The following is a 15,298-nucleotide window of genomic DNA, read 5'->3' as shown; positions in this document are numbered from 1 at the left end:
TGGCAGGATCGCGCCATGTTCCACGCACTGTCCCGGGCCGCCCGGCGCCGCACCCTCCAGGGGGGCGCCGCCGCGACCGTCGCGCTCGGGCTGCTGCTGTGGTGGGTCCTCCCGCTCGGCGACGGGGAGCCCAGCGGCTCGCTCACCTTCTCCACCGGCGTACGGAGCGGGGTCTACCAGCGCTACGGGCAGCGGCTCGAGGGCGCGCTGGCCAAGGACATGCCCAAGGTGTCGATACGGCTGCAGAACAGCGAGGGCTCGCAGCAGAACATCGAGCGGGTCGCCACGGGCAAGGCCGACTTCACGATCGCCACCGTCGACGCGGTGGCCACCTACCTGCAGAGCGGCAGGCCCGGCGGCGAACGGCTGCGCGGGTGTGTCCGGTTGTACGACGACTACGTGCAGCTGGTCGTGCCCCGGGGCTCGGACATCGAGAAGGTCTCGGACCTGCGGGGCAAGCGGGTCGGCGTCGGGCAGAAGGGCTCGGGCGTGCTCCTCGTCGCCGACCGGCTCATGACCGCGGCGGGCGTCGACCCGTCCGAGGACATCACCCCGGTCGAGGCCGGAATCGACACGATGCCGAAGCGGCTGACCGACGGGGAGCTCGACGCCTTCTTCTGGTCGGGCGGGCTGCCGACCGGTGCGGTGGAGGAGCTGTCGCAGGAGTTCGACATCAGGCTGGTACCGCTGGAGGCGCCCCTGATCAGCAAGCTCCAGGCGGCGGGCGGATCCACCCGCCACTACAGGTCCGCGGTCATGCCGGCCGACGCCTACGACCACGCTCAGCAGGGGCAGGCCGTCCAGACGGTGGCGGTGGCCAACCTGCTGATCACCACGGACCGCACGGACCCGCTCATGACCGAGGCGTTCACCCGGACCGTGATCGACAGCCGGGACCGGATCGGACGCGAGGTGCACGCGGCGCAGCTGGTGGACCTGCGGACGGCGATCTACACCGATCCGCTGGCCCTGCACGAAGGGGCCAGGCGGTACTACCGCTCCGCCAAGCCCTGACGTCTGCACGCGGGGCGGAGGCGCCTCAGGGCGCGGACGCCCCAGGGCCGGGGCGCCTCGGGGCGCGGACGCCCCAGCGCGCGGACACCTCAGGGCCGGGGCGCCTCAGCGCGCGGCACGGACGCACGGGCTCCGGTCGGCGTGCGGGATCGGTCGCCGGCGCCCGCGAGGGACGTCGTCCGGGGTCAGGTGTGCCGGGACGTCGTGCGGGCTCAGACCCGCTGGGCGTCGTGCGGGCTCAGACCCGCTGGACGTCGTGCGGGCTCAGACCCGCTGGGCGTCGTGCGGGGCGTCGCGTGGCACGGTGAGCGTCACCAGCAGGCCGTGCGGCTCGTGCGGGGCGTAGCCGATCGTGCCGCCGCCCGCCGCGAGCAGGGCGCGGGAGATGGAGAGGCCGAGACCGGACCCCTTGATGTTCTGATGCCGTCCGCTGCGCCAGAAGCGGTCGCCGACGCGCTCCATCTCCTGCTCGGTCAGCCCGGGCCCCCGGTCGGCGACGGTGACGGTCGCGCCGGTCCCGTCGGTGCCCGCCGTGACCCGGACCTCCTCGCCCTCGGGTGTGAACTTCAGCGCGTTGTCGATGACGGCGTCGAGGGCGCTCGACAGGGCGATGGGGTCGGCCCAGCCGGTGACCGCGGGGGCGCCGTCCAGGGTCAGCGTGACTCCCTGTTCCTCGGCGAGGGGGCGCCAGGCGGCGACGCGTTCGCCGGTGAGCGCACCGATGTCCGTGAGCCGGAGGTCCGCCTCCGCGTGCTCGGCGAGCGCCAGGTCCAGCAGGTCGTCCAGGACGTTGGCCAGGCGCTTGCCCTCCGTGCGCACCGAGGCGATCTCCTCGTTGCCCTCGGGGAGTTCGAGTGCGAGGAGTTCGATGCGCAGGAGCAGTGCGGCCAGCGGGTTGCGCAGTTGGTGGGAGGCGTCGGCGACGAAGGCGCGCTGTTGTTCGAGCACGTCCTCGACGTTGTCGGCCATCTCGTTGAACGACCGTGCCAGGCGCCTGAGTTCCGGGGGGCCGCCGGACGCGACGACGCGGGACCGCATCCTGCCGCTGGCGATGTCATGGGTGGCGGCGTCCAGGGTCCGTACCGGCAGCAGCACCCATCCGGTGAGCCGGAAGGCCGCCCCCACGGCCACCAGCATGGCCACGGCCTCGCCGAGGGCGATGAGCAGCCAGCCGCGCAGAGTCCGTGAACGCATGTCGCCGGTGGGGGAATCGGTGACGACGACGGCGACCACGTCCCCGTCCCTGACCACCGGAGAGGCGACGGCGAGCCTGCCCCGCTGCCACGGCCAGACCTGTGCGGGGTCGTGGGAACGCCGGCCGAGCAGGGCCTCCTGGAAGGCGTCGCGGCCCTCACCCTCGGCGGGCAGGGTCCAGCGGGACGGCGCCTTGGCCAGAGCCCTGTCGTCGCGGTAGAAGACGCCGGCCCTGATCCCGTACACCGAGTCGTAGGCCCTGAGTTCGGTCCGCAGGATCCGCCGCCGCTCGTCGGAGCCCTCGACGGGCTCGCTGACGAACTGGGCGAGGGCGGCGAAGCGCGCGGTGTCGTCGATGCGGTCGATGACGACGCGCTGCTGCTCGGCGGCGGCCACCCGCACGGCGAGCGGGAATCCCAGGGCGAGCAGGACGGCGGCCATGAGGACGATGAGCAGGGGGAGCAGGCGGGTGCGCACCGGGCGGGACGTCCTCAGACCGACGGCGGCACGAGCCGGTAGCCGACGCCCCGCACGGTCTCGATCAGGGCGGGGAGCCCCAGCTTGGAGCGCAGCGACGCCACGTGGACCTCCAGCGTGCGCCCGGTCCCCTCCCAGCTGGTCCGCCACACCTCGCTGATGATCTGCTCCCGGCGGAAGACGACACCCGGCCGCTGCGCGAGCAGCGCGAGCAGGTCGAACTCCTTGCGGGTGAGCTGGACTTCACGGTCGTCGACGCCGACCCTGCGGGTGGGCAGCTCGATGCGGACGGGGCCGAGCACCAGGGCGGCGAGCGGGGTGGGGCCGGTGTCCTCGCCGGCCGTCCTGCGCCGGGCGACGGCATGGATACGGGCGAGGAGTTCGCCGGTGTCGTACGGCTTCACGACGTAGTCGTCCGCGCCGAGGTTGAGGCCGTGGATGCGCGAACGGATGTCGGAACGCGCGGTCACCATGATCACCGGGATCGCGGACCGCTTGCGGATCTTCCCGCAGACCTCGTAGCCGTCCTGGTCGGGCAGCCCGAGGTCGAGGAGCACGACCCCGAAGGGCTCCTTCTCTGCGGGCAGCAGTGCCTGCAGCGCCTCCTCGCCGCTGCGGGCGTGCACGACCCGGAAGCCGTGGCGTGCGAGAACGGCCGACAGGGCCGCCGCGACGTGGTCGTCGTCCTCGACGAGCAAAAGCCTCAAGACCCCTCCCCTCCGTTCACGTTTCCGGGTCCCCGTTTCCGGGACGGCAGAAACTTTCCGTGATGACCGGCGGACGTTCCGCCCGGTGAACCTTCGCGTACGGCGACGATTCACGCCATCCCGCATCAGGGCATCCACTCCGATGACGGGTGTGCCAGTCAAGACCCTCCCGGTTACCAGCGGGTTTCCGTTACCCACCCGGTACGACGACGAGCGCGCCGTGGTGTCCCGTTCACGCGGAGTGTCCAGCTGAGGCCGGATCGTTATGCTCAATTTCCGCTCAGATGTAATGACGTTCGTCGCACTGCGTCACTAGGGTCCTTCCCTAACCGAGGAGGACGGAGCAAGAAGCCGATGAGCGGAGTGTCAGTGACCAAGGCCGCCGAGGATGCCGCACCTGCGGGGGACGACCTTGTCGTACTGAGCAACGTCAACAAGCACTTCGGCGCGCTGCATGTGCTCCAGGACATCGACCTGACCATCGCCAGCGGCGAGGTCGTCGTAGTCATCGGGCCCTCCGGGTCCGGGAAGTCCACGCTGTGCCGCACGATCAACCGCTTGGAGACGATCGACTCGGGCGCGATCTCGATCGACGGCAAGCCGCTGCCCCAGGAGGGCAAGGAGCTCGCCAGGCTGCGTGCCGATGTCGGCATGGTCTTCCAGTCGTTCAATCTCTTCGCGCACAAGACGGTGCTCGAGAACGTGATGCTGGGCCAGACCAAGGTCCGCAGGACGGAGAAGAAGCTCGCCGAGGAGAAGGCCCGGGCGCTGCTCGACCGCGTCGGTGTAGGCGTACAGGCCGACAAGTACCCGGCGCAGCTCTCCGGAGGCCAGCAGCAGCGCGTCGCGATCGCCCGCGCGCTGGCCATGGACCCCAAGGTCATGCTCTTCGACGAGCCCACGTCGGCGCTCGACCCGGAGATGATCAACGAGGTCCTGGAGGTCATGCAGCAGCTGGCCCGGGAGGGCATGACGATGGTCGTCGTCACCCACGAGATGGGCTTCGCCCGTTCCGCCGCCAACCGGGTCGTCTTCATGGCCGACGGAAAGATCGTCGAAGAGGCCACGCCGGACCAGTTCTTCAGCAACCCGCGCAGCGACCGGGCCAAGGACTTCCTTTCGAAGATCCTTCACCACTGATCCGCACGGCTGGTCCAGTGCCGGCTGAACACCCACATCGCGTCAACACGAGGAATCCCATCATGCAGCTTCGCAAGGTCACCGCCGCCTCCGCCGCCGTGCTCGCTCTCGCAGTCACCGCCACCGCCTGCGGTTCCGACGACAAGGACGACGCCGCGGGCGGCGGCGGCAAGATCACGATCGGCATCAAGATCGACCAGCCCGGTCTCGGTCTGAAGACGCCGGACGGCAAGTTCGCCGGCTTCGACGTCGACGTCGCCACGTACGTCGCCAAGGAGCTCGGCTACGACGCCAAGAACATCGAGTTCGTCGAGACGAAGAGCGCCGACCGCGAGACCGCGATCGAGCGCGGCGACGTGAAGTTCATCGCCGCCACGTACTCGATCAACGACGAGCGCCTGCAGAAGGTCGACTTCGCGGGCCCGTACCTCCTCGCGCACCAGGACGTCCTCGTCCGCGCCGACGACGACTCCATCAAGTCGCCCGCGGACCTCAACAACAAGAAGCTCTGCTCGGTCACCGGTTCGACCTCCGCGAAGAACGTCAAGGAGAAGCTGGCCCCGAAGGCGCAGCTGCAGAACTACGGCGGCTACTCCGAGTGCCTCACCGGCCTGGAGAACAAGGCCGTCGACGCGCTGACCACGGACGACTCCATCCTCGCCGGATACGCCGCGCAGGACGTCCACAAGGGCAAGTTCAAGCTCGCCGGCTTCAAGATGACCAACGAGAACTACGGCATCGGCCTGAAGAAGGGCGACGCCGACCTCAAGAAGAAGATCGACGCCGCGCTCACCAAGATGGTCTCGGACGGCGCCTGGGACAAGGCGGTCGAGGCCAACTTCGGCCCCGCCAACTACAAGAACGACCCCGCGCCGAAGATCGGCGACGTCGTCAAGTAGGGCTCCACTCTCCGGACGGTCCGAAGCCGGGCTGACGAGGTGCGCCGCCGGCGAGGCGGCGCACCGAGCCCTCCCCACACGTGGAAGCACGGGAGATCGTGTTCGACTTTCTTGAAGGTTACGACCTACTGGGGGCCTTCTGGGTGACGGTGAAACTCACCGTCTACTCCGCCCTCGGTTCCCTCATATGGGGAACGCTGCTGGCCGGTATGCGGGTCGGCCCGGTCCCCCTGATGCGCGGTTTCGGTACCGCCTATGTGAACATCGTCCGCAACATTCCGCTGACCGTCATCATCGTCTTCGCCTCGCTCGGTCTCTTCCAGACCCTGCAGGTCGAGCTCGGAGGCGGCGGCAACTTCGAGGTCATCAACTTCCGGCTCGCCGTGCTCGCGCTGGCCCTCTACACCGCCGCCTTCGTGTGCGAGGCGCTGCGGTCGGGCATCAACACCGTGCCGGCCGGACAGGCCGAGGCCGCGCGTGCGCTGGGTCTGAGCTTCGTCCAGGTGCTGCGGCTGATCATCCTCCCGCAGGCCTTCCGCTCGGTCGTGAACCCGCTGGCCAACGTGCTGATCGCGCTGACCAAGAACACCACGGTCGCGGCGGCGATCGGCGTCCTCGAAGCGGCGACGCTGATGAAGTCGATGATCGAAGCAGAAGCCCAACTGATCCTCATATCCGCCGTCTTCGCGTTCGGATTCGTCTGCCTCACCCTCCCGACCGGGCTGCTGCTCGGCTGGGTGAGCAAGAAGGTGGCGGTGAAGCGATGACGACCTCCGTCCTCTTCGACGCGCAGGGACCGCGCGCCAAGCGGCGCAACGTCCTCTACACCGTCGTCTTCCTGGCGGTCCTCGCCGCGGTGGCCTGGTGGGTGTACACCAGCCTCGACGAGAAGCACCAGCTCGACTGGATCAAGTGGGAGCCGTTCTTCACGAGCCCCCAGCCGTGGGAGACGTACATCTGGCCGGGCTTCCAGAACACGATCAAGGCCGCGTTCTTCGCCCTCCTGATCGCTCTGCCGCTCGGCGCGCTGTTCGGCATCGGCCGGCTCTCCGACCACCGCTGGGTGCGCATGCCCTCCGGCATCGTCGTGGAGTTCTTCCGCGCCATCCCCGTACTGATCCTGATGATCACCGCGAACGCCGCCTACGCGGAGTTCGCCGACTTCGCCACCGACCAGCGCCTGCTGTACGCGGTCGTCACGGGTCTGGTGCTCTACAACGCCTCGGTGCTCGCCGAGATCGTACGGGCCGGGATCCTCTCCCTCCCGCACGGGCAGACGGACGCCGCGAAGGCGATCGGCATGCGCAAGGGCCAGACGATGCGGTACGTGCTGCTCCCGCAGTCGGTCACCGCGATGCTGCCCGCGATCGTCAGCCAGATCGTCGTCATCGTGAAGGACACCGCACTCGGCGGGGCTGTGCTCACCTTCCCCGAGCTGCTGGCCTCGGTCCGCCCCATGAGCGCGAACTACGGTGCGAACACCATCGCGTGTTTCACGATCATCGCGCTGATCTACATCGCGCTGAACTTCGCCCTCACCTCGTTCGCGAGCTGGCTGGAGCGCAGGCTCCGGCGCGGGAAGAAGAGCACGGGCCCGGTGGTCGCCGCCGGCCCCGACGGGGACCTGAGGACCATCGGCGAAGCGCCGCTCGTCCTCGAGGACGGGCGCGGGAACTGACGGCCCGTCGACGACGGAACCACGGGGGGCGCCGGCGCACACGCCGCGCCCCCCGCCACGTCCCCTGGTCACTTGACGCAAGCACCGGCAGTAGGTTGCATACGTTCTGTGATCCCGCCCCGAACAGCCCCCGCCGCACCCTCCTCCCCCTCGACCCCGACGACCGGCGCCGGAGGGATCACACCGTGGACCCGGTGATCGTCGTCGGCGCCGGGCCGGTCGGCCTGGCGCTGTCGCTCGCCCTCGCGGCCCAGGGCGTCCCGTCCGTCCTGCTCGACGAGGGCCCCGGCAAGGACGAACCCCGCCCCGCCCGCACCGTGGTGCTGCGCGAGGACACCGCGGACCTGGTGGAACGGCTCGGCTGCTCCGCGCTCCGTGACGAGGGGCTCCGCTGGGCGGGCTGGCGCTCGGTACGGCGCAAGCAACTGGTACGGGCCGTGCCCCTGGGTGACGAGCAGGGCACCGTGCCGCTGCCCTCCCCCGTCCATCTGCCCCAGCACGCCCTCACCGCAGGACTGCGCGCGGCGGCCGCCGCGCACGACCTGGTGGAGATGGTGCCGTTCAGCCGGATCGACACTCTGGAGCAGGACGCGGACGGCGTCACCGTGCACACCAGGGAGCCCGGTTCGACCTGGTGGCGCGGGAGTTACCTGGTCGGCTGCGACGGCGCCAGGTCCACGGTGCGCAAGCTCCTCGACATCCGGTTCCCCGGCCGTACGGCGGTCGAGCGGCACGCGGTCGCCGCGCTGCGCGCCGAACTGCCCTGGCCGGGCGAGGCCGTGCTGCACCGGTCGCCACCCTGGCGCTCGGGCGGTACCGAGGTCACCGCCCGGCCGCTGCCCGGCGGGGTGTGGCGGCTGGACTGGCTCCTCCCCCCGCGCGGCGAGCTGGTCACCCCCGACGCCCTGATCCTCCGGATCCGCGACACGCTCGAAGGCTGGTGCGGCGAGACACCGGCCTACGACCTGCTGGACACCGGCGTCTACACGCTGCACCACCGGCTGGCCAGGCGCTGGCGGTCCGGGCGCGCCTTCCTCGCCGGGGACGCCGCACATCTGCTGGGCGCCCTCGGCACCCAGGGGCTGGACGAGGGGCTGCGGGACGCCGAGAACCTGGCCTGGAAACTGGCGCAGGCATGGCACCAGGGTGCATCCGAGGTGCTGCTCGACAGTTACCAGGCCGAGCGCAGGGCGGCGGTCGCCGCGCGGTTGCGGGCCGCCGACCAGTCGCTGCCGATACTGCGCGGCGGTGCCGGCCTCCGTACGCTCGTGCAAGGCGGCGCACGCGGGCACGACACACTGCTCGCCGACGGCCACCTGGGGTGCGGGCCGCTGGGCGCGCCGCCCTCGTACACGCACTCCCCCCTTGCGCCCCAACCCGCCGAAGCGCACGCCCCGGTGGGCACGGCTCCAGGAGCGCCGGTCGCCGACGTGCGGGTGACCGCGCCCGACGGGACGGCGGTGCGGCTGCGCGAGCGGCTGGGGCAGGGGCATCTGCTGGTTATCCTCGTCGCACCGGGCACTGGGGTGTGGGACCGGCGGCACTGGCTCACGGCCGGGGTCATGCCCCGGCTCGTCGACGCGGTGAACGCCCTCCCGGCCAAGGCGGAGTTGCTGGTGACCGAGAGCTACCCGGGGGCGACGGCCCACACGGTGCTGCTGGTCAGGCCGGACGGACATCTCGTGGCCGCCTTCAACGGTGTACGCGCGGCAGAGCTGTACGCGGCCGCCGACACGGCGCGCGGGGGTGGCGCGGGCACGGCGCACGGCGACAGGGCGCGCACCACGGCGAGCTCCGACCGGACCGCGGACGTCGATTGACCGTCGCAGGCCCACATGGTGTACTCCAGATCATGACCGACACCGATGTGCGCCTGTGGCGGAGGGTCCATATGGACCTGGTCCGCTACGCGGGCTGCGTGTGTCGCCCCTCCTGCTGAATCGCCTGCCCCGGCACCCCGCGCCGTCTTCGGCGCGTGGCCGTGCCTCCTCGCGAACTTCTCAGGACGGTCCCTCGTGTCTGCATCCTCTTCTTCCTCCCTGCCCACGCCCACGCCCGCCGTCGACCCCGATGGCGCTCGCCCGCCCACGCCCGCCGTCGTCACCGACAGCCCTCGTCCGCCCGCGTCACCCGTCGGGTCGCGCGGCCCGGCCGTAACGCCGGCGCCGTACGGCGGCGACGCCCCGGCCCCCGCAGGAAACCCTCCCGGCGCGAGCGGTTCCGTGCCCCCCGCCGCCGACGTGCGGCCCCCGACACCGACTGTCGCGGAACTGCTCGCCTTCGTCCGCCGGACCGCGGAGGACACCGCGCTCGTCTCCTCGCTCCCCCTCGACCCCGAGGGACGCACCTGGCTGCGCCTGGAGGGGCCCGGTGGCAGCGAGGCATGGCTGATCGGCTGGCCACCCGGCACCGGCACCGGCTGGCACGACCACGCCGAGTCCACCGGAGCCTTCACCGTGGCAGCGGGGGCGCTCAGGGAGCACTCGCTCGCCGCTCGTCTCCCCACCGAGGGCTGGAAGACCCTCGAACTCAGTGAGGACATCGACCGGACACGCCGGCTGGCCACCGGCCAGGGCAGGGCCTTCGGCAGGCACCACGTGCACGAGGTGCTGAACGAGTCCGAACACGAGCACGCCGTTTCCGTGCACGCGTACTACCCGCCCCTGCCACGGATCCGGCGGTTCAGCCGTACGGGCGCCGTGCTCCGACTCGAGCAGACCGAGCGCCCGGAGGACTGGCAGTGAGCGCCGACGAGCAGGTACGTCCGCCGGAGCCGCTCGGCATCGACGAACTGGTGGACCGGGTCCGGGCGGGCTACACCCGGATCAGCCCCGAAGAAGCCTCGGCCGCGGCCGAGGAGGGCGCGCTGCTGGTCGACATCCGCTACGCGGCCCTGCGCGAGCAGGACGGCCTGATCCCCGGCGCCCTGGTCATCGAGCGGAACGAACTCGAGTGGCGGCTCGATCCCCGGGGCAGCCACCGCACCCCGGAGGCGGTCGGCCACGACCTCCGCATCGTGATCATCTGCAACGAGGGGTACGCGTCGAGCCTCGCCGTCGCCTCCCTGCGCCAACTGGGACTGCACCGGGCCACGGACCTCATCGGCGGCTTCCAGGCATGGCGCGCGTCAGGGCTCCCCGTCACGGCAGATGCCGCGCTCACCCCGGGACATCCCGCCGCCCCCTGATCCGGCTCCTAGGGGCTCGCGCACCGGGGGGCCAGGGGCGTTGCGCCCCGGCCCCCCGGCTGCCGAAAAGGCCCGAATGCCTCCCCGACACACCCGAACGCTGCTTTTCCGGTGGAGCTGACAACGCGCGCGACCGACATTCACCTCATCACTGAGGACCGGAATGTACGGAGATGTCGCGTTGATGGATACCGCTCAACTCACCCCGGATCAGCTCGACGCACAGGCCTCCCGGCTCCATGACACGGATGCGTGGCAGCGCATCGTCATGGGCTGGGAGGTCACGACTCCCGAGGCCGTGAGCCCGGCCTCCGAGCTCACGGGTCAGCCACGGACTTCCGGGCACGGGCTGCCCGGAGCCGACGCCGCGTGCGCGCTGAGCGAAGCAGAGGCCGCGCGTGAGGTCCCGGTGGCAGCGCCCGGGGCCCCGACGACCACGCGTGTACACCCGAAGGCCGCTTGCGCGGTCCCGGTGGGCGCACATGCGGTCCTGGAAGCGGAGGCCGCTCACACGGTGTCCGGGGCGGTTCGCGTTGCCCCCGTACACACTCGCCCGGCGCCCGTACCGCACGGCGCACCCCACGACGGGGCGCGGCCCGCCCGTCCTGTCGAGTGGCGGAATCTTCTGTCCGTACCCGTCGAGCAGTTGATCGAGGAGTCCCTGCGGACGCTGCCCGCACCGGTCACACCGTCCGCCGGCGAGCGCAGGCTTCCCGGGCGCGTCGGTGCGGTGCTGCCCGACCGCCTGCACGCCTGGCGCCGGATCGGGCAGCCCGACGTACGCCCCTCGTCCCACCTCGGCCACGCACGCCAGATCCTGACGGAATGGGGCTGGCAGAACACCCCGTACCGCCTGCGCAACGCACGTGGTGCGCGCTGCGTCTGCGGGGCCATGCTGACAGCACACCGGCTCGGCTACGGCTCCCTCCGTACCGTCGACCGTGCCGGCGCCTGGATGATCACCGAGCTGCGCTCACAGGGCTGGACCGATCTGATCGGCCCCTGGAACCGGCACCCCGGCCGCACCGTCGACGATGCCCTCGCGCTGATCGACGCGACCATCCGGCGGGCCTCACTGGCAGGAGAATGACGCCTCCGGGCCCTCACCTCCTCCTGCAACGACCCGGATCTCGGGTGAGCACCGCGTCCGAGCCGGGCCACCCGGTATCGGCGCCTGTAAGCCGGTGCCTAAAGCCGGTGCCTGGAAGCCGGCACCTCGAAGCCGACGCCTCGAAGCCGACGCCTCGGAACCGAACACTCAGTCCTGCGGCGGTGACCCCCTCCGTCACCGCCGCAGGCACGAGTCATCGGGCCGTGCCCGCCTGCCCCGCACGCGGTGACGATCTCGCGCCGCGTAGGGCCCCAGCGTCATGCCCCGCATCCGGACCGTACGACTGGCCCGTACGACCGGTCCGTACGTCCCGGTCCGTACGCCCATCCCCGGCCAGGCCCCGCGTCCGAACCCCGTACGTACGGGGTTTCGGGCGCCCGCCCCGGCCACACCCCCGCTGCGGCCGACGGCCCGTGCCGCCCCGGTTCGCACCTGTTCCCCCGGGCCCGTTCAACCTTCAGCGTTCAGTCCGTACGCCAGCCGACCGGCCCGACGGTCGCCCGCCCCGCCCCGCTCAGAAGGGCTCGTCCAGCCCTTCGGTGTCCTCCCCCTCGGCCTCCAACGCCTGGCGCACCACGCGCAGGGCCATCCCCTCGCCGTATCCCTTGCGCGCGAGCATGCCCGCAAGCCTACGAATCCGCTTGTCCCGCTCCAGCCCCCTGGTGGAGCGCAGTTTCCGCGCAACTAGGGCCCTGGCGGTCTCCTCCTCCTGATCGGAGTCGAGTTGCCCGACCGCCTCCTCGATCAGCGCTGCGTCCACCCCCTTGGTACGCAGCTCCCTCACGAGGGCACGGCGGCCGAGCCCTCTGCCGTGATGCCGGGACTCGACCCAGGCGTCCGCGAACGCCGCGTCGTTGATCAGCCCCACGTCCTCGAACCGCGACAGCACTTCCTCCGCCGCCTCGTCGGGGATCTCCCGCTTGCGCAGGGCGTCGGCGAGCTGCTTACGCGTGCGCGGAGTCCCGGTCAGCAACCTCAGACAGATGTTGCGTGCCTGCTCGACCGGGTCGCGCGGTTCCCCCTTCTCGGCCCTCGACGAGGAGGGGGAACCGCCGTCTCTGGAACGGGAACGCCGTCCCGCCCCCTCGCCGAACCCGGCCCCCCGACCGGGCTCCGCGGGGACCCCGGAGACGTCAGCGGCGTACTCGGGGCCGGGACCCGCGTCTGCTTCGGCACCCGGCCATTCCGTGCGACGCGTCATCGCCTAGCTCTTGGCCGCCGTGGCCTTCACGGGCTTGGCCTTGGTCGCGGGAGCCGGGACCGACTTGGCAGCCGCGTCGGCAGGGGAACCCGTGGCGGCCGCGGCATCGGCCGCGGGCTCCGCGGACGACTCGTCCGGACGGACGCCGACGCCCAGCTTCTCGAGGATCTTCTTCTCGATCTCGTTGGCGAGATCAGGGTTGTCCTTGAGGAAGTTGCGGGCGTTCTCCTTGCCCTGGCCGAGCTGGTCGCCCTCGTACGTGTACCAGGCGCCGGCCTTGCGGACGAAGCCGTGTTCCACGCCCATGTCGATCAGGCCGCCCTCACGGCTGATGCCCTGGCCGTAGAGGATGTCGAACTCGGCCTGCTTGAACGGCGGCGCGACCTTGTTCTTGACGACCTTGACGCGGGTGCGGTTACCCACTGCGTCGGTGCCGTCCTTCAGGGTCTCGATGCGGCGGATGTCCAGACGCACCGAGGCGTAGAACTTCAGAGCCCGGCCACCGGTCGTGGTCTCCGGGGAGCCGAACATGACCCCGATCTTCTCGCGGAGCTGGTTGATGAAGATCGCTGTGGTCTTGGACTGGTTGAGCGCACTGGTGATCTTGCGGAGTGCCTGGCTCATCAGACGGGCCTGCAGGCCCACGTGCGAGTCGCCCATCTCGCCCTCGATCTCGGCACGGGGCACCAGGGCCGCGACGGAGTCGATGACGATCAGGTCCAGCGCACCGGAGCGGACCAGCATGTCCACGATCTCCAGCGCCTGCTCGCCGTTGTCCGGCTGCGAGAGGATGAGGCTGTCGATGTCGACGCCGAGCTTCTTCGCGTATTCCGGGTCGAGGGCGTGCTCCGCGTCGATGAACGCCACCGAGCCGCCGAGCCGCTGCGCGTTCGCCACGGCGTGCAGCGTCAGCGTCGTCTTTCCGGAGGACTCCGGTCCGTACACCTCCACCACGCGGCCGCGGGGCAGCCCGCCGACGCCGAGCGCGACGTCGAGCGCGGTGGACCCGGTGGGGATCACCTCGATCGGCTCGTTCGGCCGCTCGCCGAGGCGCATCACCGCGCCCTTGCCGAATTGCCGTTCAATCTGTGCGAGTGCGGCGTCCAGCGCCTTCTCGCGGTCGGTTCCTGCCATGGGTTCCACCCGATTTGCTTGAGTCGATCGCTTCACGTCACAGACGCTAACCCCTGCCACTGACAATGGGCCTCGACGTCCTCCCGGCCTGTGGACAACTCCACGGTCGGGCCCGGGAAAACCCGGCCGGAATTCCATAAGAATGGATGTTCGATTTCGGTGTCAAGCGCACCGCGCCGACCGCCACGACCGAGCGGAGACGCCCGGAACGGTCCACGGCGGACACGTCCATTGTCCAAGACATGAGCGGACGGGACGCGGTGGCGCATCGGGGAGATCCACCCTGCGGACGGGCTGGATCACCGCCCGCAGGGCACAGAGCGCCTCACCCCGCGTCCGGGCCCCTCACCGCGCTCCGCAGCCTCTCCAGGAGCGGCACGCCACGGCGCAGGCGGTGGCCGCCGTGCATCCTCGGGTCGTCGGTCAGGTCGTAGCGCTTCACATACGCGCCGAGGAACGCCTGCAGCGTCGCGACGGCCGGAATGGCGATCAGCGCACCGACCGCGCCCATCAGCGCCGTTCCCGCGATCACCGATCCGAAGGCGACGGCCGGGTGGATGTCGACGGTCCTGGAGGTGAGCTTGGGCTGCAGGACGTAGTTCTCGAACTGCTGGTAGACGACGACGAAGCCGAGGACCCACAGCGCGTACCAGGGATCCACGGTGAAGGCGATCAGCATGGGCAGCGCACCCGCGAGATACGTGCCGATCGTGGGGATGAACTGCGAGACGAGGCCGACCCAGACGGCGAGCGCGGGAGCGTAGGGCACTCCGAGGACGACCAGCAGGACGTAGTGCGCAGCCCCGGAGATCAACGCCATCAGTCCGCGCGAGTATATGTAGCCGCCGGTCTTGTCGACCGCGATCTCCCAGGCGCGCAGCACCTCCGCCTGCCGCGAGGGCGGGAGCACGGAGCACAGCGCACGCCTGAGGCGGGGCCCGTCCGCGGCGAAGTAGAAGGAGAACAGGAAGATCGTCAGCAGCCGGAACAGTCCGCCGAGCACGGTGGTGGAGACGTCGAGCACTCCGGTCGCACTGTTCTGCACGTACTTCTGCAGCCAGTCGGAATGCAGCAGGCTGTCCTGCACCTCGACCCGCGAGAGCTCGGTGCGGAAGGTCTGGTTCACCCAGTTGATCACCGAGTCGAGGTACTTCGGGAACTCGTCGACCATGTCGACGATCTGGCCCGCGAGCATGGAGCCCAGCAGGACCACGAATCCGATGCCCGCTGTCAGGACGCCCAGGAAGACCAGGAGGGTCGCGAGCCCCCGGCGCATCCCGCGCCCCGCCATGCGGCTGATGGCGGGCTCGATCGCCAGCGCCAGGAAGAAGGCGATGACGATGTTGATGAGCAGCCCGATGAGCTGGTCGAACGCCCAGCTGCCCAGCCGGAAGCACCCGTAGAGAGCCAGTGCCATGACCATGGCACGTGGGAGCCATCCGGGCATGCGGACGGGGCCGGCCCCTGTCGGCGCACCGGGCGGCGGGTCCTGCGAGGGGGGCGGCTGGGTCCGGGCGGTCTGGGTCTGGGCGGTCTCGTCTGTCGGTGCCACGGGA

15 protein-coding genes are annotated in these 15,298 nt (G+C 70.7%); 10 read left to right on the top strand and 5 right to left on the bottom strand.

All coding sequences use genetic code 11. The features are described 5' to 3' along the window. The first annotated feature begins 15 nt into the window (after window positions 1-15). Complete coding sequence (locus tag OHT61_RS24170; protein WP_329041102.1) at window positions 16-1,014, top strand: TAXI family TRAP transporter solute-binding subunit; 999 nt, start codon at window positions 16-18, stop codon at window positions 1,012-1,014. A 264-nt stretch (window positions 1,015-1,278) separates the two neighbouring features. On the opposite strand, the gene OHT61_RS24165 is transcribed toward OHT61_RS24170, so the two are convergent. Then, window positions 1,279-2,685: a sensor histidine kinase gene (locus OHT61_RS24165; protein WP_329041101.1), complete on the bottom strand. Its 1,407-nt coding sequence runs from the start codon at window positions 2,683-2,685 to the stop codon at window positions 1,279-1,281. Window positions 2,686-2,699: 14 nt separating this feature from the next. Next, on the bottom strand, window positions 2,700-3,392 hold the full coding sequence (locus tag OHT61_RS24160; RefSeq protein WP_329041100.1) for a response regulator transcription factor: 693 nt from the start codon (window positions 3,390-3,392) through the stop codon (window positions 2,700-2,702). Between the two features lie 354 nt (window positions 3,393-3,746). Between OHT61_RS24160 and OHT61_RS24155 the strand changes: the two genes are divergently transcribed. The 9 genes from OHT61_RS24155 to OHT61_RS24120 all read left to right on the top strand — a co-directional run bounded on the left by OHT61_RS24155 (window position 3,747) and on the right by OHT61_RS24120 (window position 11,386). Then, on the top strand, window positions 3,747-4,532 hold the full coding sequence (locus OHT61_RS24155; RefSeq protein WP_327113807.1) for an amino acid ABC transporter ATP-binding protein: 786 nt from the start codon (window positions 3,747-3,749) through the stop codon (window positions 4,530-4,532). Between the two features lie 62 nt (window positions 4,533-4,594). Continuing rightward, window positions 4,595-5,431: a glutamate ABC transporter substrate-binding protein gene (locus OHT61_RS24150; RefSeq protein ID WP_329041098.1), complete on the top strand. Its 837-nt coding sequence runs from the start codon at window positions 4,595-4,597 to the stop codon at window positions 5,429-5,431. A 98-nt stretch (window positions 5,432-5,529) separates the two neighbouring features. Beyond that, window positions 5,530-6,198 (top strand): amino acid ABC transporter permease, encoded by a 669-nt coding sequence (locus tag OHT61_RS24145; protein WP_329041096.1) that lies wholly within the window; start codon window positions 5,530-5,532, stop codon window positions 6,196-6,198. Further along, window positions 6,195-7,109: an amino acid ABC transporter permease gene (locus OHT61_RS24140; protein WP_329041095.1), complete on the top strand. Its 915-nt coding sequence runs from the start codon at window positions 6,195-6,197 to the stop codon at window positions 7,107-7,109. Before OHT61_RS24145 ends, OHT61_RS24140 begins: the two co-directional genes overlap by 4 nt. Window positions 7,110-7,294: 185 nt before the next feature. Continuing rightward, entirely contained in the window at window positions 7,295-8,929 is a 1,635-nt protein-coding gene (locus OHT61_RS24135; protein WP_329041094.1) for an FAD-dependent monooxygenase, read from the top strand. A 32-nt stretch (window positions 8,930-8,961) separates the two neighbouring features. Then, window positions 8,962-9,048 (top strand): putative leader peptide, encoded by an 87-nt coding sequence (locus tag OHT61_RS32545; RefSeq protein ID WP_311605579.1) that lies wholly within the window; start codon window positions 8,962-8,964, stop codon window positions 9,046-9,048. A 100-nt stretch (window positions 9,049-9,148) separates the two neighbouring features. After that, complete coding sequence (locus tag OHT61_RS24130) at window positions 9,149-9,853, top strand: cysteine dioxygenase (RefSeq protein WP_443049628.1); 705 nt, start codon at window positions 9,149-9,151, stop codon at window positions 9,851-9,853. Beyond that, window positions 9,850-10,296 carry a rhodanese-like domain-containing protein gene (locus OHT61_RS24125; protein WP_329041091.1) on the top strand — a complete coding sequence of 149 codons (447 nt, stop codon included), beginning with the start codon at window positions 9,850-9,852 and terminating at the stop codon, window positions 10,294-10,296. Before OHT61_RS24130 ends, OHT61_RS24125 begins: the two co-directional genes overlap by 4 nt. A 184-nt stretch (window positions 10,297-10,480) precedes the next feature. After that, window positions 10,481-11,386 carry a DUF6197 family protein gene (locus OHT61_RS24120; protein ID WP_329041090.1) on the top strand — a complete coding sequence of 302 codons (906 nt, stop codon included), beginning with the start codon at window positions 10,481-10,483 and terminating at the stop codon, window positions 11,384-11,386. 535 nt (window positions 11,387-11,921) lie between these two features. Here OHT61_RS24120 and recX read toward each other — a convergent pair. The 3 genes from recX to OHT61_RS24105 all read right to left on the bottom strand — a co-directional run bounded on the left by recX (window position 11,922) and on the right by OHT61_RS24105 (window position 15,189). Further along, window positions 11,922-12,608, bottom strand: coding sequence for a recombination regulator RecX (gene recX, locus OHT61_RS24115; protein WP_329041089.1), 687 nt, complete (start codon window positions 12,606-12,608; stop codon window positions 11,922-11,924). Between the two features lie 3 nt (window positions 12,609-12,611). Continuing rightward, window positions 12,612-13,742: a recombinase RecA gene (gene recA, locus OHT61_RS24110; RefSeq protein WP_329041087.1), complete on the bottom strand. Its 1,131-nt coding sequence runs from the start codon at window positions 13,740-13,742 to the stop codon at window positions 12,612-12,614. 325 nt (window positions 13,743-14,067) lie between these two features. Beyond that, complete coding sequence (locus OHT61_RS24105; RefSeq protein WP_329043379.1) at window positions 14,068-15,189, bottom strand: AI-2E family transporter; 1,122 nt, start codon at window positions 15,187-15,189, stop codon at window positions 14,068-14,070. Between the last annotated feature and the right edge of the window lie 109 nt (window positions 15,190-15,298).

Origin of the sequence: Streptomyces sp. NBC_00178 (assembly GCF_036206005.1) — a bacterium.
Taxonomy (GTDB): domain Bacteria; phylum Actinomycetota; class Actinomycetes; order Streptomycetales; family Streptomycetaceae; genus Streptomyces.
The sequence above is the reverse complement of the archived record's forward strand: the minus strand, read 5'-3'. Positions and strand labels throughout refer to the sequence as shown.